Source organism: Ruegeria sp. YTSA064, assembly GCF_059610325.1.
Map to the genome: position 1 here is coordinate 1 of NZ_JBXWNK010000013.1, position 20,725 is coordinate 20,725.

Here is a 20,725-nt window from a genome sequence, read left to right on the forward strand (position 1 = left end):
AGCCGAAGCCGAAGCCGAAGCCGAAGCCGAAGCCGAAGCCGAAGCCGAAGCCGAAGCCGAAGCCGAAGCCGAAGCCGCTTCTGAGCCTGTCGAAGAGGTTGCACCTGCAGAAGAGAAAGTAGTCGAACGCACCGTCGAAAAGCGCGGCGGGTTTGTTCCGGCGCTGCTGGGCGGCGTTGTTGCGGCCGGAATCGGGTTTGCCGTGGGCAGTGGTGGTTTTATAACCAGTGGGACAGATAGCTCGGACGCGATTTCCGCGCTCGAGTCGAAGCTAGCGGAACAATCCGATCAGATTGCCCAACTGACCAAATCTCTTGCTGATGGCCCCGATGTCTCGGGCCTTTCGGATCAGATCAGGGCTTTGTCTGACAAGCTAACGCCGGTCGAAAGCGATCTGGGTGCCGTGAAGACAAGTGTCGAAGGTCTGACCGGTAAGGTCGGTCCGTTGGAGCAACGACTGACCGCGCTTGAGAAACAACCGCTTGAGGCAAATGTCTCGCCCGAGGCGACCGCCGCGTTCGAGTCAGAGTTGAAGAAACTGCAGGATTCCCTGGCCTCGCAGCGAAGCGAAGTGGAAAAGATGGTCTCAGATGCGCAGGCGCTTGAGGCGAAGGCCTCAGCCGAGGCTCGCGCGGCGACCAACGCTGCAATCCTGTCGCGTCTGCATGGCCAATTGGATGCCGGTCAGCCCTATGAAGAACTGGTTGCTGAGTTGAAAGCCGGGGGTGTTGACGTGCCGGATGCTTTGGCTGCGTCAGCGACGGACGGGGTTGAGACGCTCTCAGCCTTGCGCTCGACGTTTGCCCCTGCTGCGCGCACTGCGCTCGCCGATGCACGCGATGCCAACAAGGGGACCGGCTTGGTTGCCTTCCTGCAGCGCCAGACGGGCGCGCGGTCGGTGACACCGCAAGAGGGGGACGACCCGGACGCAGTCCTGTCGCGCGCTCAGGCGGCGTTGGCGGATGGTGATGTCTCAAAGGCGCTGACCGAACTGAAATCACTGCCCGAAGCGGCGCAGACCGCATTGGCGGACTGGGAGCAGGCGGCGCAGACGCGGGTCTCTGCCGTCGAGGCCGCAAATACGCTTGCTTCAAGCCTGAACTCGAACTGAAGGACCTGCCATGCTGTGGTCATTGTTAAAGATCCTTGTTTTTGTTGCGATTATCGGCCTGCTGGCCATGGGTGCAGGGTTCCTGATGGAATCATCCGGCGGGGTGCAGATCACCGTCGCGGGCACGGAATACACGCTTGGTCCGCTGCAATCGGTGATCGCGCTGGGCGTGCTGGTGTTTGCGGTCTGGTTGTTCTTCAAACTGCTGACGCTACTGATCGCGACGTTGAAATTCCTCAACGGTGATGAAACCGCCCTGTCGCGGTATTTCGACCGCAGTCGGGAAAAGCGCGGATATCAGGCGCTGGCGGACGGGCTGATGGCGCTGGCCTCGGGTGAGGGGCGCGTGGCGATGACCAAGGCCAACAAGGCCGAGAAGCTGCTGAACAAGCCGGAACTGACCAATCTGCTGGTGGCACAGGCCGCTGAGATGACCGGCGATACCAAGAAAGCAACCGAGACCTACAAGAAGCTGGTCACCAACAACGCCACACGATTTGTCGGCGTGCGCGGGATCATGAAGCAGAAACTGGCTGAAGGTGACGATGAAACCGCACGCAAGCTGGCCGAGAAGGCTCTGGCCTTGAAGCCCCGGCACGAAGAGACGCAGGATGTGCTGCTGAACCTGCAGACCAGAGCGCAAGATTGGGCCGGCGCGCGCTCCACGCTGACGTCAAAGCTGAAGGCCGGGTATTTGCCGCGTGATGTGTTCAAGCGGCGCGATGCGGTTTTGGCCTTATCCGAGGCCAAGGTGCTGCTGGATGATACGGCAACGGTCGAACAGCAGGAACACGCGATTGAGGCAAACCGCCTGTCGCCCGATCTGGTCCCGGCAGCTGCTATGGCCGCGCGGGCCTATATCAAAAAGGGCAAACCGCGCGCGGCAACCAAAATAATTAAAAAGGCATGGGAGGTTCAGCCTCATCCCGATCTGGCCCATGCCTTTGCTGAGATTGCGCCGGATGAAACCCCCGATCAACGCGTCAAGCGGTTCACGGCGCTGACTCGGATTCACCCGGAGAACATGGAGACCCGCTTGATCCTGGCCGAGCTCAACATCGTAGCCGAAGACTTCCCCGAAGCGCGCCGCGCGCTGGGCGATGTGGTTGAAAAGCAGGGGGATGCCAGGGCCTACACGCTGATGGCTGCGATTGAACGGGGCGAAGGTGCCTCGGACGCAGTGGTTCAGGGTTGGCTGGCCAAGGCGTTGAACGCACCGCGCGGGCCGCAATGGGTCTGCGACAATTGCCACGATATTCAGCCCGAATGGGGCCCGGTCTGCCAGAACTGCGGCAGCTTCGACACACTCAGTTGGCAGACACCGCAGACGCCTGAAATCGCCAGTGCGACAGGTGTGCACATGTTGCCGCTGATCGTCGGAGCGCTTGAGGATCAATCGGAAGCCGAGGAAGAACCAGAAGTCGACGATCCAGAGGTGGAAGAAGTGATTGAAGTAAACGCCGAGCCCGTCGAAATCGAGCAAGAGAAACGGGCCTAATGGTTCGATAATTCGTTAGGGCTGTTTATTAGCAAGCTCTGAGCTGTAATCAGGCGTGGTGGATTCTTTGCTACTACGTACTATCAGTCATTTCTGCGACGCCAACAGTCCCAACCAGGCTTTCAATCGTTTGGCAGCTCAGCCGATCGGCACGGGTTCCATGGCAATACAGGCCGCCTACCCCGATCGGTCACGTCATTCATATGATCCCTTCTTGTTTTAGTGCGTCAATTTCTGCGTCAGATAAGCCAAGCTCGGACCAGATCACAGCGTTATCGGCACCGAGGGTAGGCGGGGCAGCTTGGGGAGTTCTCCGCTCACCATCCATGACTATCGGACTGCCTGCAAGGCGCAAGTTTTCACCGTGAGCTGACAGGCTCGCTATCAATCCCCTCCCTTCCAGTTGTTTGTCTGACAAAGTCTCAGGCACTGTAAAAACCTGCCCCGTCGGAACGCCGAGCGCATTCAATTCGCGAACCCAATCCTCGGCCGGACGGGCGATCAACACACGTTCGAGTTCTTGTCGAAGGGCATGCCGGTTTTGTTTGCGATCCTCACGGGTCTGATAGTTGGGATGGGTCAGCAAATCGTCTCGGTTTAGATGCTTTGCCAGGGCCTGCCATTGCTCATCCCGATTGGCCGCGATGTTAATCGGGCCGTTGGACGTGGCGAATGTACCGGACGGGGCCGAGGTGGTGTTTTCGTTGCCATGGGCATCTGGCAACACGCCTCCCAAAAGATAGTTCGAAACGACCCAACCCATTGTCGAGACAACGGCCTCAGTCATTGCAACGTCCAGAAATGTGCCGCGTGGATTGGCGTTCAAGGCCGCGCTGATGGCAAAGGCTGCGGTCAATCCGCCCACAGTATCTGCCAGAGGATAGCCGACCCGGTAAGGTGCCGTATCGGGGGTGCCCGTGATCGACATGACACCGCTGATACCCTGAACAATCTGGTCATAGGCGGGATCGTCACGCCTCGGTCCGTCCTGACCGAATCCGCTGATCGCACAATAGATCAGGTTGGGATTTTCGTTGCGCAGAACCTCATAACCCAACCCCAGTCGATCCATGACACCGGGGCGGAAATTCTCAACCAGAACGTCGGCGGTTTGAACCAGCCTTTTGAGTAGCGCCTTCCCCTGCTCAGCCTTCATGTCCAGCGTAACAGACTTTTTATCGGCGTTTTGAGCCAGAAAGCTAATGCCCATTCCGGCCTTGTTGCGTTCAGAATCCGCGCCCAGCACTCGGGCCAGGTCCCCGCTGCCGGGGCGTTCAACTTTAATGACTTCGGCGCCCATCAAGGCAAGTTGATAGCAACAATAGGGGCCTGCCAGAACATTGGTCAGGTCAAGGACGCGGACCCCTGAGAGTGGCTCAGTCGCCATCGGCGATCCCGGCCGCCCGTGCCCGTGCTCGGCGGGCGCGGTAGCTGGGCAGCAGCACCAACAGCACGGCGATGACGAGTAGCGCCAGTGTCATCGGGCGCTCCCAGATAAATCCGATACCATCGTAAAGCTGCATGGAGCGTGCGAAGTTGTCCTCCATCATTCCACCAAGGATAAAGCCAATCAGCAGGGGAGCGAGTGGATAATCTGCGAACTTAAGAGCCGTCGCGCAGACCCCGAAACCGACCAGTATCAACAGTTCGGTGGCGTTGTTCTGGCCGATATATGCACCCATCAAGGTGAAGAATAGAATGAACGGGATCAGATAGTTGCGCGGAACGGCCAGCACTTTGGCGATATAGGGGATCAGTGGCAGGTTCAGGATCAGCAGGACGAGGTTACCGATGAACATCGACATGATGACTGCCCAGAAGATCTGCGGCTCATCAATCATCAAGCGAGGACCCGGAGTAACGTTCAGCGCAATCAGTGCGCCTAGCAGAATCGCGGTGGTGCCCGATCCGGGAATGCCCAATGTCAGCAGCGGCACAAACGAACCGGTACAGGCCGCGTTGTTTGCAGCCTCAGGTGCCGCAAGCCCTTTAATAGAGCCTTTTCCAAACTCTTCCTGCTCTTTTTTTGGCGCGATGTTGCGCTCGACCGCATAGCCAAGGAAGCTCGCAATAGTCGCGCCCGCGCCCGGCAGGACCCCGATGAAAAAGCCCTGAGTCGATTGGCGTCCAATAACCGGCGCGATGGCTTTTGCCTCGTCTTTGGTGATGCGCAGATCTTTGATTTCACCATCATCGCCTTGCAGATTCTTGGGCTTGAGGACGAGGAAAAGCGCCTCGGGCAAGGCAAACATTGCCATGGCCAGCGTGATGAAGCCAAAGCCGGATTGCAGGTCCATGATGCCCATAGTGAAGCGCGGCAGGTTGAACAGCGCACCCTCGCCAACGGTGGCCATGATCAGTCCGAGAATGGTCATGATCAGCGCCTTTGCCACCTGACCTGAACCGGCAAATGCCGCAATGGCTGACAAGCCAACGACCATCAGCGCGAAATATTCGGCGGAATGAAACAACAGCGCCACGGAAGACAGCGCCGGGGCGAATACCATCAACAAGATTGCCCCGATCGTACCTCCTGCGAAACTTGCGATCGCAGCAATGGTCAGCGCTTTACCGGCTTTGCCTTGTCGCGCCATAGGATAGCCATCAAAGCTTGACGCTACTGTGCCCGCGACCCCCGGCGCGTTCAGCAGGATTGACGAGGTCGAGCCACCGAAAATCGCACCATAGTAGACGCCCGCGAGAAGGATCAGAGCAGCGGATGGGTCTCCCATCGAAATTGCGACCGGGATCATGATCGCGATGATCGACATTGGCCCCAACCCGGGCAACATGCCGATGAATGTACCGATCAGGCACCCCGCGATGACCATCAGTAGGTTTTGAAGCGAAAAGGCCGTTTGCAGACCGATCAGAAGTCCTTCAAGCATGTCAGCCTCCGAAAATGCCGGGCAGTGGGCGCATGTAAATTCCAAGAACTTCCTGAACCAGATACCAGACCGATCCGGTTGCGATCAGGGCCACAGGCACCATGATATGCCATTTGCGTTCACCCAGAATGTACGAACCGATAATCAAAAAGCCCGATGTCGCGATCAGAAATCCGACGGGGCGCAGACATAGGGCGTAGACGACCATCAGAACCAGCAGCGAAATCGCCTGCCCAAGGTGGTATTCGCCAAGGCGGCGGTAGTCGATATCCGCCTCTTTTATTTCACTTTTCTCAAAGCCCAGAAGAATGATTGTGCAGGCGATTATCCCCAGTATGGACAGGACCTTGGGGAAGGTGCTGGGCCATATCGGGTTTCTTTGCATGAAAGGGGGCAGGCTGCCGTCCATCGTGAACCAGGCTGCATAGCCATAGGTTAGACAAATCCCCAGCAGAACAAGCGCGATCCAACGATCCAGCGCCATGGTGTCCCCTCCCGTATTATTGTTGTGAGTTTGGGGGCAGAGCGGAGGACCGCTCTGCCGAAGCCACCTTTAGAGGAAGCCCAGTTTCTTCATCAGATCGCTGATCTGCTTTTCTTGATCTTCAAGGAAAGCCGAGAAGTCGTCGCCCGAGTTGTGGATGTTCACCCAACCGTTGCGCGCGCGTACTTCTTCCCATTCAGGTGTGTCATACATTTTTGTGATGGCGTCCTGATAGGCGACCAGCTTGTCTTCGGGCAGTCCGGGTGCCGCAAAGAATCCACGCCAGTTGACGAAGGTGGTGTCGATACCCTGTTCCTTCATGGTTTGGGCATCAGGTGCCGCGTCTACGCGCTCCTCAGAGGTAACGCCGATGATCTTCACCTCACCCTGATTGGCCAGATCGACAGCTTCCGAGAAGCCAGTCGACAAGGCTGCGATTTCGCCAGACAGCAGTGCCGCCATGGCCTTACCGCCTGCGTCGTACGGGATGTATTTGACGCCCAGCGCATCTTTCCCGGCTGCTTCCATCACCATGGCTGCCACCAGATGGTCCATGCCGCCCGGAACCGAGCCGCCGCCAATGGCGGTGGCACCCGGATCGGCGTCATAGGCTGCCAGTAGGTCTGCCATAGAGTTGATCGGGCTGTCCTTGCCAACAACGATTGCTGCATAGTCACCGATGGTGCCAGATACCAAAGTCAGGTCGCGGAAGTTATGCGGGAACACGCCCGTCAGAGACCGGATTACGATGGGTGTCGAATTGACCATCAGCGTTCCGTGATTGCTTTCGGCGTTTTCGATCAGATAACCGATGGCTTTACCGCCACCGCCGCCTGACATGTTCTCGTAGGACGCCGTGCCCACAAGACCTGCATTGGTCAGGGCCTCGCCAGTTCCGCGTGCGGTTCCGTCCCAACCGCCGCCGGCGCCACCGGGGATCAGAAAGTGGATGCTGTCCACGACCTGGTCTTGCGCCAATGCAGGTCCGGTTAAACCAACGGCAGCAACGGCTGCGATCAGGGCACGACGGCCCAGTTTGAATGTTGTCATGATGTCCTCCCATTTGACATCCGGCCGCGGGGCGGCTCAGATTATTCTGAAGTTTAACCACACGAACCTGACATCAACCTGTCACGCGTTAGGATGCGACCCAGCCCTCATGAAATTCCTTCTGGTCGAAGATAACCTAGATCTTGCAAATGCGATGTGTGCCCGCATGCGCCTGGATGGTCATGTCGTTGATCATGCAGAGAAATTGGACGACGCAACAGCCTATGCTGAGATCGAGGAATATGATCTGATCCTGCTGGATATCATGCTGCCCGATGGAGATGGCCGGGACTTTTTGCAGCGTCATCGGGCCCGTGATCCGGATACTCCAGTTATCGTTTTGACCGCGCGTAGTCAGGTTTCGGATCGAATCGGATCGCTCGATCTGGGGGCGGATGACTATGTAACCAAACCCTTTGATCACGCCGAGCTAGAAGCCCGTTGCCGGGCCGTCTTGCGGCGCAAATCAGGGATTGCCAAATCAAGGATCGAGGTCGGCGGGATCGTGTTTGACCCTGTCGCAGGCTATTTGAGCGTGCGGGGAGAAACGATATCCTTGCGCAATCGCGAGCTGCGGATGATGGAGTTGTTCATAAACGCGCCAGGTCAGGTTTTTTCGAAACAGAAGCTGGCCGACAGGTTGTTTTCTTACGACGACAACATCTCGGACAACGCGATCGAGGTCTATGTGGGTCGACTGCGCAAGCACCTTGAGAAATCCGAGCTGAAAATCACCACGTTGCGCGGGCTGGGCTACAGGCTGGACCATGACGGTTAGTCCGGCTGTTTATGGATCGCTCAGAAATCGGCTTGTGCTGGCGCTGATCAGCGGCGCGGCATTATTGGCCGTTCTACTGTTCTTCGCGGTCCGAAATTATGCAGCGCAAGTGGCGCAGCAGGGGCAGGACAACATCCTTGGCGCGTCGGCGGCCTCGATCCTGGATGCGGCTGCGCTGCGTGATGGGCAGCTCGAGATCGATATTCCCTATGCCGCGTTTTCTATGCTGGCGACCCCGTCGGATGACCGAGTGTTCTATGCAATCTATCAGGATGGTGCATTCATATCGGGCTATGACGATCTTCAGCTTGCCCAAGATGCGGGTGATGGCAATTGGACCTTCGGTGCAGGTGAGCTTCGAGGTGAGCGCATTCGGCAGGTCAACGCCAGCCGCACATTGGTTGGTCTGGGCCGTCAGACCGAAATCGAGGTCGCGCTTGCGCAGACGCAGGATGCATTGGCCGAAACGCTGGATCAGATTTCACGCAATGCGGCCTTTTTGGGGATCGGGTTTTTTGTGCTGACAGCGGCGCTGTCTTTTTGGGTTACAACAGCAACCATCGGACAGCTGAACAAGCTGACCACCTCGGTGACCCGTCGCGGACCGCAGGACCTGAGCCCGTTCCGAAAACCGGTGCCCAAGGAAATGGCCCCTCTGGTGTCTTCGCTGAATTCCCTGATGGGGCGGCTGGATCAATCTCTCAGCCAGTCCGAGGATTTCATCGCAGAGGCGGCGCACCGGGTGCGTACTCCGTTGGCGACCGTCCGGTCCTATGCCGAGGCGACCTTGCAACGCGTCGAACGCAAGGAAAATCGCGAAGCTTTGCGTGCGATGGTGCGGGCTATTGACGAAAGCTCTCGGGCGGCAGGGCAACTTCTGGATCATGCCATGATCACATTCCGGGCCGATCATCTGGAACGAGAAGACCTCGATCTTGTTGCTTTGACCCATGAGCTTGTGCAGCGCCTGACGCCCATCGCCGAAATGAAAGACCTTTCGTTGTCTCTGACGGGTGACGCTTCGGTTCAGTACTCAGGTGATCCGATCCTGTTGCAGAACGCCGTGCGTAACATGGTCGACAACGCTCTGAAATACGCACCCCCCGACAGCACCGTTGAAATCAACGTCACCGCAACGCCTCAGATCCAGATCAGCGTCAAAGATTCTGGCCCGGGGTTTCCACCTGATGAGATTGACACGTTGACCCGCAGGTTTGAGAGAGGCCAGAACGCCACAGGGACCATTGGTTCGGGCTTGGGGCTGACCATTGTACAGGACGTGGCAACAGCCCACGGCGGCACGCTGGTTCTGACCAATCAATCAGAGGGCGGCGCATGCGTTATTTTATCGCTCTGATATTTTTGCTGCTTCCGCATGTTGGAACCGCGGACGACTGGGAAGATCGCCGGTTGTTCAACGATGGCGCGGAGGGCACGCCCTTGCGTGTCATATCGAGCACCGACACCGTTCTGTTCGCACCGTTCATCGAAGAGTTTGTTGCAAGAAACCCTCAGATTAGTGTCGAATATTTGGTGTCAGGGACTGCCGATATCTATGAGCGCGTTCGGGCAACACCTGATGCATTTGACGTTGTCATCTCAAGTGCCATGGACCTGCAATTGAAACTCGCCAATGACGGGTTTGCGCTGCCTCTGGACGGTATGCCCGTTCCTGTTTGGGCGCAGTGGCACGACAGTCTGTTTGCCTTTACCTCCGAGCCCGCCACCATTGTGGTCAACCGCGCTGCTTTCGAAGGCCAAACCATCCCGCAAACGCGTCAGGGCCTGATCGAAGCGCTGCGAGAACGGCCTGAGGTGTTTCGAGGCAAGGTTGGAACTTATGACGTACGACAATCCGGGCTGGGCTATCTGTTCGCCACGCAGGATGCGCGTGCGTCGGAAACCTATTGGCGCCTGATGGAGGTGATGGGCGGTCTGGGCGTCCGGCTATATTGCTGCTCTGGCGATATGATCCGCGATCTGGCTGACGGGAAAATTCTGGTCGCCTATAACGTGCTGGGCAGCTACGCGGCGGCTCGGACAGAAGGTGAGGGTGCTCTTGAAATCATATTGCCGTCTGACTTCCAGACTACGATGATGCGAACGGTCATGGTTTCTAAGGCGACACAAAAACCCGAGGTTGCCGAAGCATTTGTGCGTTATCTGATTAACGGTACGGCACAAAGTCCTGAGCGCTCGCCTCTGCCGGTCTTGTCTGCATCCGCCGATAGCGAACAGGAGGCAATCGGACTAAACCCTGCGCTGCTGACCTATCTAGACGTATTGAAACGCAGAAAGTTCATCTCGGCCTGGGAAAACGCTGTTATCCAATAGTGATGCGCGGGCCGATTGTACCAATCGGTTCCGTTTGCCAATGTTGCCGTCGCATTGGGCGGGCCGGTATCGAAATTGCCAATATGATCTGCAAGACGCAATTCGTAAGCCAGACAGCATCTGTCTTTCGACCTATGCCGACCCCGCAGGATAACGCATCTAAGCACAAGCGCTTTATGAAAAATTGTTACACATCTGCAGAGGATGCCTAGGACCAAAGCTCAGTATTGCTGCTGCGCCAAATCAAGTTTTGGGCGTGTACGTCGTAACGCTTGCGATCAGTGCATCTGCCCAAATAGCTCATACAGCTCGATGGTCGTTTTCACACCAACCTTCTGTTGGATGCGTCCCCGATGAATTTCCACCGTGCGAGGGCTTATTCCCAGTGCGGTGGCAATCTCTTTGCTAGATGTCCGCGAGGGGTGGGTCAGAATATGCTGCAGTACCTGTTCCTCGCGCTCGGTCAAAAGTCTGCGCTTATCTGCAAGCATCCGACGCCTTGTTTTCTCGGCGCGCAGTTTTGTGCCTAGTTCGAAAGCGGCCTGTATTCGTTCAACCAGCACCTGCAGGTCGAAAGGTTTCTCCAGAAAGTCAATTGCGCCTGCCTTTGTGGCGCGGACCGATTCCGGAATGCCCCCATGGCCTGAGATGAATATGACCGGGAGAGTCGAGTCGCGCCGGTTCAGATGGTCCTGTAGTTCCAGCCCGTCCATCCCCGGCATTCCGTAATCAAGGATCAAACATCCTTTTGCATCTTCATGCACTTGGTTTAGGAAGGCCTGTGCATCCGGAAAGTGTTCGACCTGCATCCCACGTTTGCTGAGGGAACGCGACAGGGCGATACGCACATCTTCGTCGTCATCGACGATGTATACAACCTGCGGATCAAAGATCATTCCTGATTTTCCTCGGATAAGTCACTACGGCGCAGGGTGAAACAAAAGCATGCGCCGGTTGTTTCGGTGGGTTCATACCAAATCGTTCCGCCATTGGCTTTGATAATGGTTCGGCAAATGGACAGGCCCAGACCCATTCCGTCGGTCTTTTGCGTGTCGAATGTATTGAACAAAGTGACATCATCACTGACGCCGGGCCCATTGTCCTGCACATGAACTTCGACCATTTCATCTGTGGGTCGGGTCATAATGTTGATCTGGCCTTTCGCGACCGGATCACGCGCCAGAGCATCAATTGCATTGCGCAGCAGATTGACCAGCACCTGCGCGATCTGTGTCCGGTTTCCGATCACCGGGGGAAGGCCGGATTCCTCGAAATGCAACTTGATCTCATGCAGTTTCGCCTCGGCCTCCATCAGACTGACGGTTTGCCGGATCAGCCCGCTCAGCTCAAACGGGGTTTGACGTCCGCGATCCTTTCGCACCACTTCGCGCAGGGCGCGGATGATGTCGCCTGCGCGGCGAGACTGGCGGTCGATATCCGAAAGGATCTCGGTCAGTTCAGGATCGGGATCGCCGATTTCATCCAACGTGATCTTCGCAGCGTCAACGTTATATGAGATCGCGCTAAGTGGCTGGTTCAGCTCATGCGCCAGCCCGGATGCCATCTCACCCATCAAGTTGACCCGCGCCACATGGGACAGATCGCGGCTAAGGCGGCCGGCCTCATCCTCGGCCTGCTTCCGATCACTCACATCATCGATAATGGCAACTGCGTGATCGGGTATGCCACTTTCATCGCGGATCAGGATTGCGTTGACCCGCAGCCAGATCGGTGATCCGTCTTTGCGGATAAACTGGCTCTCGATTATGAACTCGGAATCCTGCAGCAGGGTTTCGCGGAACTTGACCGCAATCTGATGACCGTCTTCGGGCAGAATGTCGGCCAGCGTCATCTTCTCCAGTTCTTCCGGCTGATACCCCATGATGTCGCAAAGCTGTTCGTTGGTCCGTAGAAACCGCCCCGTCTCGGGCGAGATCTGGGCCATCCCCCGCGAGGCCAGATCGAAGGTGCGGCCATAGGCGGTTTCGAACCGTTGACGTTGTTTGACCTCTTGCGTCAGAGCCACACCGGTATCTTCCAGCTCACGATAAGGGCTGTGCAAACCTTCTTCGGGCGTGATCTCCCCACTGAACAATTGCTGGCTCTGACTGGCAAAGGTGCGCACCGGGGCATAGATCCGGTCGGCCATGGCAAGCCCGATTGCGCCGGTCAGAATGGCGATGGCCAGCGCGATCCAGACGCCTTGTGTCCGGTTCTTCTTGATCTCGCCGATAAAGTTGTCCTCGGCCGCATAAAGGCCGATTAGCCAACGCAGCCCCGGCTCGGACACTTCGATTAACATCGCCACATAGTCTTGACCATTTAGCTGGAAATCCGTGTGGACAGGACCCTCAGTGTCGCTCAGATCGGTTTGCACCACATCTCCGAACGCCATTTGCGCGATGGGGTCCGCGATCTGATCCACCCGGGTCAACTCGGGCGCTTCCATATGGGCTTCCTGCCGGATCAATACGAGCGTTGGGTGCGCCAGAACCGCACCATCTTCGTTCAGAACCAGCGCGGCACCGCGTCGTTCAGACCAGATATCCAGCAGGAATCCCGACAGGGCGTCGATCTGGATATCGACACCCAAAATGGCGCGGATGTTTCCATCCTCGTCCAAGATCGGCACGCTATAGGTGATCCCCGGCTGGCGCGTCGTGAAGAAGATATAGGGTTCTGTCCAGATCGGCGCTTTGGTCTCAGAGACCATTCGGAACCAAGGCCTACTGCGCGCCTCATAGGTATCGGTTTCGGTGGCCGCCGTCTCAAGCAGAGTAAACTGATCGTTGCGCCATTTGAAATCGGCGGGATGCTCGGTCGTGCCCTCAAGAAATGGCGGAACGTACTTGGTGCGATAGCGCCCGGCCTCTTCTGCGCGCATTACATAGACAAACCTGCCCGTATTATCGGCCAGATACATCCCTGCAAGCTGTGGTGCGACCTGAAGCTGCTGGAAGAAATGGCTTTCCAAAACGGTGGCATCGCTGATGTCCAGAACGTCATTTTCGGCAAGACGCCTCGTAGCATCCAATGCCTGCCGGGCCGGGTTCAGGAAATTTTTGACCTGCCCGATTACGTTGACGCTAACCTCGTTCAGAGAATTGCGTGATTGCCGCAAAAGCGCGTTTTCCGAGCTGACAAAGGTCGACAGGATGACGGAAAGGATCGCGAGAAACTGCAACCCACCCAGGCACAATGCAAGCGTTGCACGCAGCGACCTGCGCCTGCGCGCGGGTTCGGCATGATCTGGACGAAGTTCTTGATGTCCTGCGTGGTCCAATTTCTGTCCAAACGACCTTAATACAAGTATCGCTACCTAAGACGCGACATGCGGCCGATTACCCTCATTCCCCTATCTTCGAATCCAAGCCTATACGTAATCAACCGTATAGACACCTGCTGTTTGGTTTCGCTTTCCTCTTATTCATCGGGGGGCCTGATTCCAGTGCGATTTTTTGTGTTGTGTTCTGAAAGGTTTCAGGCACCCCAACAGATTAAAAAAGACTGACAACAGGAGTGTCAAAGTGTTCAAGAAATCCTCAATCACCGCATTTGCCGCGGCGGCCCTGATGGCACCAGCGGCATATGCAGAAGAGTTTATCACGATCGGAACTGGCGGCGTTACGGGTGTATATTACCCGACGGGTGGCGCGATCTGCCGTCTGGTCAACAAGGGCCGGAAAGAGCACGGGGTCCGGTGTTCGGTGGAGTCGACTGGGGGGTCGGTTTACAACATCAACACCATTCGCGAAGGCGAGCTTGAGTTTGGTGTGGCACAGTCGGACTGGCAGTACCACGCGTATAACGGCAGCTCGAAATTCGAAGAAGCCGGCCCGTTTGAGAACCTGCGTGCCGTGTTCTCGGTACACCCAGAGCCGTTCACGGTTGTGGCGCGTGCCGACGCGGGTATCTCGAATTTCGAAGACCTGAAGGGCAAGCGCGTCAATATCGGCAACCCCGGTTCCGGTCAGCGCGGCACCATGGAAGTTCTGCTGGGTGAGATGGGTTGGACCACCGACGATTTCGAACTGGCGACCGAGCTGAAAGCGGCTGAACAGTCTGCTGCTCTGTGTGATAACCAAATTGACGCAATGGTATACACAGTTGGTCACCCGTCCGGTTCGATCCAGGAAGCAACCACCGCGTGCGACTCGGTTCTGGTGAATGTCAGTGGCGATGCGGTTGACAAGCTGGTGGGTGACAATTCGTTCTACCGTACCGCTACCATCCCCGGTGGTATGTACCGTGGTTCGGACGGCGACACATCGACCTTTGGTGTAGGCGCGACCTTCGTGACCTCGGCAGACGTTTCGGAAGATGCGGTTTATGCGGTTGTCAGCTCGGTCTTCGAAAACTTCGATGACTTCAAAAAGCTTCACCCGGCATTTGCCAACCTGAAACCGGAAGAAATGATCGCGGATGGCCTGTCGGCACCGCTGCATCCAGGTGCTGAGAAGTACTACAAAGAAAAAGGCTGGATTCAGTAACCAGACCTGACACGGGGCGCCTTTCGGGGCGCCCCGATTCATATCCGGGCTAAACCGGAGACAAGACGGCTGCAAAAACCAAGGCCGAAGGACAGGGAGATACCAACATGAGTTCCGACACACAAGGCAACCGCCCTCTTTCCGAAGAAGAGCTTCAGGAACTGGTTGCCTCATCAGATGCAGGCGCGCGTGATCCGGCGGGAAATGTCGGGCTGTTTCTGGCGATCGTTGCGGTCTTGTGGTCGGTGTTTCAGGTCGTTCTGGCCTCTCCCTTATCGAATTACCTGCTGCCGGGCAGCGTGGTGAATAACTCTCGCCAGATACATCTGGCCTTTGCGATGTTCCTGGCCTTCTCGGCCTATCCGGCGCTTAAATCCAGCCCGCGGAATTACATCCCGATTCAAGATTGGATCATGGGGATCGCGGGCGCGTTTCTGGCGCTGTATGGTTATTTCTTCTACCAAAAAATCGTTGATGCGGGCGGTCTCGCAGACGACACCGACAAATGGTTCGCCCTTGTTGGCCTACTGCTGCTGTTTGAGGCCGCGCGGCGTGCGCTTGGCCCTGCGATGGCTATCATTGCCACGATCTTTCTCGCCTACGTCTTCTTCGGTTCCTCCGAGTGGGTGCCCGAGGTGATCCGCTGGAAAGGGGCCAGCCTGCAAAAGGCGATGAGCCATATGTGGATCACGTCCGAAGGTGTCTTTGGCATCGCGCTGGGCGTTTCGACCAAGTTCGTGTTCCTCTTCGTCCTGTTCGGCGCGCTGCTCGATAAGGCGGGCGCGGGTAACTACTTCATCAAGATGGCTTTTGGTGCACTAGGACACCTGCGCGGTGGCCCGGCCAAGGCGGCAGTTGTCGGCTCGGCGGCGACCGGCCTGATCTCGGGTTCGTCGATTGCTAACGTTGTGACAACCGGCACATTCACCATCCCGCTGATGAAGCGGGTGGGCTTTTCAAGCGAACAAGCGGGCTCGGTCGAGGTTGCCTCATCAGTGAACGGTCAGATTATGCCGCCCGTGATGGGCGCTGCGGCCTTCCTGATGGTGGAATATGTAGGCATCTCCTACGTTGAGGTGATCACCCATGCATTCCTGCCTGCTGCAATTTCCTATATCGCGCTGGTCTATATCGTGCATCTTGAAGCGGTGAAGCGGAACATGCCGACATTGGGCGACCGCGTTGTTTCGATGGGTCGTACGATTGGCGGCATGGCGCTGTTCTTCGTGGGCTTTGCTGGGCTTTGCTACGGCATACAGTACCCGATCAAGGCGATTGTCGCGCTTATGCCCGACGCGTCGGGGCTGGTCCTGTCGGCGCTGATTGTGCTGGCCTATCTGATCCTACTTTGGCTGGCCTCCGGAGTAGAGGACTTGGTGCCTGACGATCCTAATGCCAAAGAGGTCGAACTGCCGGTGATCGCGGAGATCTACAAGGCCGGTCTGCATTACCTGCTGCCGATCATCGTGCTGGTCTACTTCCTGATGATCGAACAGAAATCGCCCGGCCTGTCCGCCTTCTGGGCAACCTCTCTGTTGTTCGTAATCCTGCTGACGCAGAAACCGCTCAAGTCCATCTTCCGCGGCGAAAGCGACACCGCGAATGCCTTCATGGCCGGTGTCACCGACCTGTGGAACGGGCTGATCGACGGCGCGCGCAACATGATTGGTATCGCTCTGGCCACCGCCACTGCGGGTGTGATCGTCGGCACCGTAACGCTGACCGGAGTGGGTCAGGTGATGGCCGATCTGGTCGAGTTCCTGTCGGGCGGTAATCTGATCGCCATGCTGGCGCTGGTCGGTCTGCTCAGCCTGATCCTTGGGATGGGTCTGCCGACCACGGCGAATTACATCGTCGTCAGCTCACTGATGGCGGGTGTGGTTGTGGAACTGGGCGCGCAGGATGGTCTGATCGTGCCGCTGATCGCGGTGCACTTGTTCGTGTTCTACTTCGGAATCATGGCTGATGTGACACCGCCCGTGGGCCTGGCGAGCTTTGCGGCCGCCGCCGTTTCGGGCGGGGATGCGATCAAGACAGGCTTTACCGCCTTCTTCTATTCCTTGCGCACCGTCGCGCTGCCGTTTGTGTTCATCTTCAACACCGATCTGTTACTGATCGATGTAGGCTGGGTACAGGGTATTCTGGTGGCCATCTCCGCCACCATCGCGATCCTGATTTTCACCGCTGGCACCATGGGTTGGTTCCTGACCAAGAACCGCATCTATGAAAGCGTGGCGCTGATTCTGATCGCCTTTGCGCTGTTCCGTCCGGATTTCTTCATGAACCGCATCGCACCGCCCTTCGCGCAGATCGAACCGGCACAGCTGACGCAGGCCGTGGGTGAGGCCGCGCCAGGTAGCACCATGCGGATCGAGGTCGCGGGCCCGGATTTTGACACCGGCAATATGACCGAAACCACCGTCGTTCTGGACATTCCGGAAGGGGCCGATGGCACAGCACGCGTTGACGCTCTGGGCCTGATGACGCTGGAAGAGGATGGTCTGGTCAAGCTTGACGAGCCGATGTTCGGTACGCCGGTCGCGGATGAGCTGGATATGTTCGACTATTATGCTGACGATGCCGTTCGCATCACCAGCATTCAGGCCCCGCAAAGCCAGCCCGCGAAAGAGCTGATCTTTATCCCGGCGCTGATCCTGTTGGGTCTTGTCGCCTTCCTCCAGCGCGGTCGCGCCGCAAAACAGGGAGAACCCGCATGACCAAAGCTATTCTGTGCGCCGTGGATATCAGCAATGGCGATCTTGATGTTGCTGTCCTAGAACGCGCCGCAGCGCTGGCCGAAATGGATGGCGCGCGGCTGGATGTGGTGACGGTGACGCCCGATTATGGAGAGGGGTTCGTCAGCAGTTTCTTCGAACCCCACCACCATGAAAAGGTGATTGAAGAGGCTCATGAAAAGCTGGTCGCCCTCTGCGCCGCAACGCTGGGTGAGGAACGCAATGCACAGGTTCGCCATGTGGTGGCCACAGGCAGCGCCTATCAGGAAATACTGAAAACGGCCGAAAGCGCGGGATCAGACCTGATCGTGATCGGTGCGCATAAGCCTGATTTTAAGGATTATCTGCTTGGTCCAAACGCGGCCCGGGTCGTCCGTCATTCGCATACCTCGGTATATGTCGTGCGATAAATCGAACGGACCGAAGGGGGCCGGGAACTTGAGATTGGTTGCTTTCGACGGGGCAGCCAGTTCACTCATCAAAGGTATGGCTGCGGGTGAGTTTGTCCTGATTGAAAACAGTTGCCCGACAAGTGAAAAGTTCTGTCCTTTCCTCTTGCTTTAGCCGCGTACCCGTCCGATAGGGCGATATGTTCAAAAGCCGAGCCATAACCTTCATTCTGATCACGCTGATGATCGACGCCATCGGTATCGGCATCGTGTTCCCCATCATGCCCGACCTGATGGATCGCGTTGGTGCTGGGGACACCGGGCAGGGCGCCTTTTGGGGCGGGCTGCTGATGGCGGCCTATGCCGGAGCGCTGTTCCTGTGCGGCCCCATTGTAGGCAGCATTTCGGACGCCATCGGACGCAGGCCGATCCTGATAGCCGCCTTGGTCATGCTCGCGCTGGATTACGTGATCATGGCATTGGCTGACAGCTTCTGGTTGCTTCTTCTCGGGCGCACGCTCGCAGGGTTGGCCGGGGCAACCTACATCACCGCGACGGCTTACATTGCCGACATATCCTCGCCCACCGAAAAGGCTGCAAATTTCGGTCTGATTGGAGCGGCTTTCGGGATCGGGTTTGTGCTTGGGCCAGCCATCGGAGGCATTGCAGCCGAGATCAGTATCACTGCGCCGTTCTGGATCGCTGCGGTTTTATCCGCCGCGAACGCCCTGTTCGGTGTGTTTGTATTGCCCGAAAGCCTGACACCCGAAAAACGCCGCCCTTTTGGCAAGCGCGATCTGAATCCGTTCAAATCGATCTTTGACGCTTTCCGGTTTCCAGGGCTGGCGATACCGCTGCTGTGCATTTTCATCTTTGAATTTGCCAACATGGTTTACCCAACCCTTTGGGCGTTCTGGACACGTGAAGTTTTCGACTGGCCGACACTCTACATTGGGTTGTCGCTTGCTGCTTACGGCGTGTTGCTGGCGATTGTGCAGGGGGGATTAATGCCCCTTCTTATCAGGTGGATTGGCGATTACCGCACATTGATGCTGGGGATGATATCCGCGCTGATTGGATTGATCGGATTTGGTTTTACCGCAACGATCACCGCCCTTGTGGTCTTTCTTTTGCTGGCCGCCTTGTCTGATCTTGTGCCCGCATTGATGACGGCAATGGCCTCGAACCAGGCCGACGAAGACCGTCAGGGTGTGGTGCAGGGGGTCATCGCGTCGCTATCATCTGTTGCTGCTGTCCTGTCGCCCCTGGTGATGACCGGCCTTTTTCAGGCTTCAGTCGATGCTGAAGGCGTCTACCTTCCGGGCGCACCCTTCTTTTTCTCGGCCGTTTTGGTGTTGGCGATGATGCCTTTGGTGGTTCGTTTGCGCGGGCACGCCTCGGTCTGAAAAAAAACGCACCCGCAGCGACCCGCGAGTGCGTTGGCTTTCGACGAATTGAAAGCGCTTACTGAATTTCACCCATACAGAGATACTTCATCTCAAGGAAATCTTCGGTTCCGTATTTCGAACCCTCGCGGCCCAGACCGGACTGCTTGACACCGCCAAACGGTGCAACTTCGGTCGAGATCAGGCCGGTATTAACGCCCACCATGCCCGATTCAAGCGCCTCGGCAACGCGCCAGACCCGCGCCAAATCGCGGCTGTAGAAATACGAAGCCAGGCCGAACTCACTGTCATTGGCCATGGCAACGACGTCGTCTTCCTCTTCGAACTTGAACAGAGGGGCAACGGGGCCGAAGGTTTCATCCTTCGCGACCACCATGTCGCGGGTTACGCCGGTCAGAACGGTGGGTTCAAAGAATGTCCCGCCCAGATCCGAGCGTTTGCCCCCCATCGTGACCGTCGCGCCTTTGGATACCGCGTCCGAGATGTGCTCTTCGACCTTGGCGACCGCTGCGTCGTTGATCAGCGGACCTGTGGTGATGCCGTCGCCAAAGCCATTGCCCACATTCAGATCTTTGGTTTTCTCGGCCAGCTTGGCAGCGAATTCATCGTAGACACCTGCCTGCACATAGATCCGGTTGGCGCAGACGCAGGTCTGACCGTTGTTGCGGAACTTGGCGATCATCGCGCCGTCCACAGCCGCATCCACATCGGCGTCGTCGAACACGATGAATGGCGCGTTGCCGCCCAGTTCCAGCGACATCTTCTTGATGGTGCCTGCCGCCTGACGCATCAGGATCTGACCTACACGGGTCGAGCCGGTAAAGGTGATCTTGGCAACCTTGTCGTTGGTGCACAGCTCATTGCCCACACCCGAGCTATCGGTACCGGGGATCACGTTCAGCACGCCCGCCGGGATACCCGCACGTTCGCCCAGTACTGCCATCGCCAGCGCCGAAAGCGGTGTAAGCGTTGCAGGACGCGCCACAAACGTACAACCCACGGCCAGCGCCGGGCCGACCTTGCGCGCGATCATCGCGTTGGGGAAGTTCCACGGTGTGATCGATCCCACCACGCCCACGGGCTGCTTTAGCACAACGATGCGCTTGTCACGCTGGTGGCCGGGGATCACGTCGCCGTAGATACGCTTTGCCTCTTCCGCGAACCACTCGATGAAGGACGCGCCATACAGAATTTCTCCGCGCGCTTCAGCCCAGGGTTTGCCCATCTCAGCGGTCAGGATAGTGGCCAAATCGTCAGCGTTTTCGACCATCAAATCGAACCACTTGCGCAGGATCGCGCCGCGTTCCTTACCGGTCTGCGCAGCCCATTCCTTTTTCGCAGCATAAGCCACATCAATGGTCTGCCTGGTGCCTTCGATGTCGATATCCGTCACATTGGCGATCAGATCGCCGGTGGCAGGGTTGTGAACCGGAAAGGTCGCCTCACCCTCAACCCACGCGCCGTTGATATAGGCGCGGGTTTCCAGAAGGCTGGGATCCTTCAGCTCCAGTTTCGTCACTTTGGTGTCCAGCATGATCAGGCTCCTTTAGTAGCGTCGACCG

General features: G+C 57.3%; 16 protein-coding genes. 9 read left to right on the plus strand and 7 right to left on the minus strand.

The window, feature by feature from the left end; translation table 11 throughout:
• On the plus strand, positions 1-1,111 hold a 1,111-nt coding region (locus AC2FI7_RS18295; RefSeq protein WP_496833552.1), incomplete at its 5' end, for a COG4223 family protein.
• A gap of 10 nt (positions 1,112-1,121) precedes the next feature.
• Positions 1,122-2,609, plus strand: coding sequence for a heme biosynthesis protein HemY (locus AC2FI7_RS18300; protein ID WP_010443026.1), 1,488 nt, complete (start codon positions 1,122-1,124; stop codon positions 2,607-2,609).
• A gap of 199 nt (positions 2,610-2,808) precedes the next feature.
• On the opposite strand, the gene AC2FI7_RS18305 is transcribed toward AC2FI7_RS18300, so the two are convergent.
• The 4 genes from AC2FI7_RS18305 to AC2FI7_RS18320 form a co-directional block, all read right to left on the minus strand.
• Positions 2,809-3,996, minus strand: coding sequence for a CaiB/BaiF CoA transferase family protein (locus tag AC2FI7_RS18305; protein ID WP_496815693.1), 1,188 nt, complete (start codon positions 3,994-3,996; stop codon positions 2,809-2,811).
• The gene (locus AC2FI7_RS18310) at positions 3,986-5,497 is read right to left on the minus strand and encodes a tripartite tricarboxylate transporter permease (RefSeq protein ID WP_010443028.1); all 1,512 of its coding nucleotides are present in this window, start codon (positions 5,495-5,497) and stop codon (positions 3,986-3,988) included. The genes AC2FI7_RS18305 and AC2FI7_RS18310 overlap by 11 nt, the downstream gene beginning before the upstream one ends.
• A 1-nt stretch (position 5,498) precedes the next feature.
• Complete coding sequence (locus AC2FI7_RS18315) at positions 5,499-5,981, minus strand: tripartite tricarboxylate transporter TctB family protein (RefSeq protein ID WP_010443029.1); 483 nt, start codon at positions 5,979-5,981, stop codon at positions 5,499-5,501.
• Positions 5,982-6,050: 69 nt separating this feature from the next.
• Positions 6,051-7,031 (minus strand): Bug family tripartite tricarboxylate transporter substrate binding protein, encoded by a 981-nt coding sequence (locus AC2FI7_RS18320; protein WP_010443030.1) that lies wholly within the window; start codon positions 7,029-7,031, stop codon positions 6,051-6,053.
• Positions 7,032-7,140: 109 nt separating this feature from the next.
• Here AC2FI7_RS18320 and AC2FI7_RS18325 point away from each other — a divergent pair, with 109 nt between their 5' ends.
• From AC2FI7_RS18325 to AC2FI7_RS18335, 3 genes are read left to right on the plus strand one after another with little or no spacing between them, the layout of a single operon-like run.
• A complete protein-coding gene (locus AC2FI7_RS18325) occupies positions 7,141-7,809 on the plus strand; it encodes a response regulator transcription factor (RefSeq protein ID WP_010443031.1) in 669 nt (222 codons plus the stop codon).
• Positions 7,799-9,166 carry a sensor histidine kinase gene (locus AC2FI7_RS18330; protein ID WP_010443032.1) on the plus strand — a complete coding sequence of 456 codons (1,368 nt, stop codon included), beginning with the start codon at positions 7,799-7,801 and terminating at the stop codon, positions 9,164-9,166. The genes AC2FI7_RS18325 and AC2FI7_RS18330 overlap by 11 nt, the downstream gene beginning before the upstream one ends.
• On the plus strand, positions 9,145-10,143 hold the full coding sequence (locus AC2FI7_RS18335; RefSeq protein ID WP_010443033.1) for an ABC transporter substrate-binding protein: 999 nt from the start codon (positions 9,145-9,147) through the stop codon (positions 10,141-10,143). Before AC2FI7_RS18330 ends, AC2FI7_RS18335 begins: the two co-directional genes overlap by 22 nt.
• Positions 10,144-10,421: 278 nt before the next feature.
• Here AC2FI7_RS18335 and AC2FI7_RS18340 read toward each other — a convergent pair whose 3' ends face one another.
• Together AC2FI7_RS18340 and AC2FI7_RS18345 are read right to left on the minus strand one after the other, a co-directional pair.
• Complete coding sequence (locus AC2FI7_RS18340) at positions 10,422-11,039, minus strand: response regulator transcription factor (protein ID WP_010443034.1); 618 nt, start codon at positions 11,037-11,039, stop codon at positions 10,422-10,424.
• Entirely contained in the window at positions 11,036-13,426 is a 2,391-nt protein-coding gene (locus AC2FI7_RS18345) for an ATP-binding protein (RefSeq protein WP_010443035.1), read from the minus strand. Before AC2FI7_RS18345 ends, AC2FI7_RS18340 begins: the two co-directional genes overlap by 4 nt.
• A gap of 244 nt (positions 13,427-13,670) precedes the next feature.
• On the opposite strand from AC2FI7_RS18345, the gene AC2FI7_RS18350 reads away from it, so the two are divergent.
• The 4 genes from AC2FI7_RS18350 to AC2FI7_RS18365 all read left to right on the plus strand — a co-directional run bounded on the left by AC2FI7_RS18350 (position 13,671) and on the right by AC2FI7_RS18365 (position 19,163).
• Positions 13,671-14,633 (plus strand): TAXI family TRAP transporter solute-binding subunit, encoded by a 963-nt coding sequence (locus AC2FI7_RS18350; RefSeq protein ID WP_010443036.1) that lies wholly within the window; start codon positions 13,671-13,673, stop codon positions 14,631-14,633.
• 107 nt (positions 14,634-14,740) lie between these two features.
• On the plus strand, positions 14,741-17,350 hold the full coding sequence (locus tag AC2FI7_RS18355) for a TRAP transporter permease (RefSeq protein ID WP_010443037.1): 2,610 nt from the start codon (positions 14,741-14,743) through the stop codon (positions 17,348-17,350).
• Positions 17,347-17,778, plus strand: coding sequence for a universal stress protein (locus tag AC2FI7_RS18360; protein WP_010443038.1), 432 nt, complete (start codon positions 17,347-17,349; stop codon positions 17,776-17,778). The genes AC2FI7_RS18355 and AC2FI7_RS18360 overlap by 4 nt, the downstream gene beginning before the upstream one ends.
• 179 nt (positions 17,779-17,957) lie before the next feature.
• On the plus strand, positions 17,958-19,163 hold the full coding sequence (locus AC2FI7_RS18365) for a tetracycline resistance MFS efflux pump (protein WP_010443039.1): 1,206 nt from the start codon (positions 17,958-17,960) through the stop codon (positions 19,161-19,163).
• 58 nt (positions 19,164-19,221) lie between these two features.
• Here AC2FI7_RS18365 and AC2FI7_RS18370 read toward each other — a convergent pair whose 3' ends face one another.
• A complete protein-coding gene (locus AC2FI7_RS18370; RefSeq protein WP_010443040.1) occupies positions 19,222-20,697 on the minus strand; it encodes an NAD-dependent succinate-semialdehyde dehydrogenase in 1,476 nt (491 codons plus the stop codon).
• Positions 20,698-20,725 lie beyond the last annotated feature (28 nt).

Coding starts and splice junctions, on each gene's coding strand:
- AC2FI7_RS18330 (WP_010443032.1), top strand. CDS start 7,799: ATGACGGTTAGTCCGGCTGTTTATGGATCGCTCAGAAATCGGCTTGTG.
- AC2FI7_RS18335 (WP_010443033.1), top strand. CDS start 9,145: ATGCGTTATTTTATCGCTCTGATATTTTTGCTGCTTCCGCATGTTGGA.
- AC2FI7_RS18305 (WP_496815693.1), bottom strand. CDS start 3,996: ATGGCGACTGAGCCACTCTCAGGGGTCCGCGTCCTTGACCTGACCAAT.
- AC2FI7_RS18300 (WP_010443026.1), top strand. CDS start 1,122: ATGCTGTGGTCATTGTTAAAGATCCTTGTTTTTGTTGCGATTATCGGC.
- AC2FI7_RS18315 (WP_010443029.1), bottom strand. CDS start 5,981: ATGGCGCTGGATCGTTGGATCGCGCTTGTTCTGCTGGGGATTTGTCTA.
- AC2FI7_RS18320 (WP_010443030.1), bottom strand. CDS start 7,031: ATGACAACATTCAAACTGGGCCGTCGTGCCCTGATCGCAGCCGTTGCT.
- AC2FI7_RS18310 (WP_010443028.1), bottom strand. CDS start 5,497: ATGCTTGAAGGACTTCTGATCGGTCTGCAAACGGCCTTTTCGCTTCAA.
- AC2FI7_RS18355 (WP_010443037.1), top strand. CDS start 14,741: ATGAGTTCCGACACACAAGGCAACCGCCCTCTTTCCGAAGAAGAGCTT.
- AC2FI7_RS18365 (WP_010443039.1), top strand. CDS start 17,958: ATGTTCAAAAGCCGAGCCATAACCTTCATTCTGATCACGCTGATGATC.
- AC2FI7_RS18360 (WP_010443038.1), top strand. CDS start 17,347: ATGACCAAAGCTATTCTGTGCGCCGTGGATATCAGCAATGGCGATCTT.
- AC2FI7_RS18340 (WP_010443034.1), bottom strand. CDS start 11,039: ATGATCTTTGATCCGCAGGTTGTATACATCGTCGATGACGACGAAGAT.
- AC2FI7_RS18370 (WP_010443040.1), bottom strand. CDS start 20,697: ATGCTGGACACCAAAGTGACGAAACTGGAGCTGAAGGATCCCAGCCTT.
- AC2FI7_RS18325 (WP_010443031.1), top strand. CDS start 7,141: ATGAAATTCCTTCTGGTCGAAGATAACCTAGATCTTGCAAATGCGATG.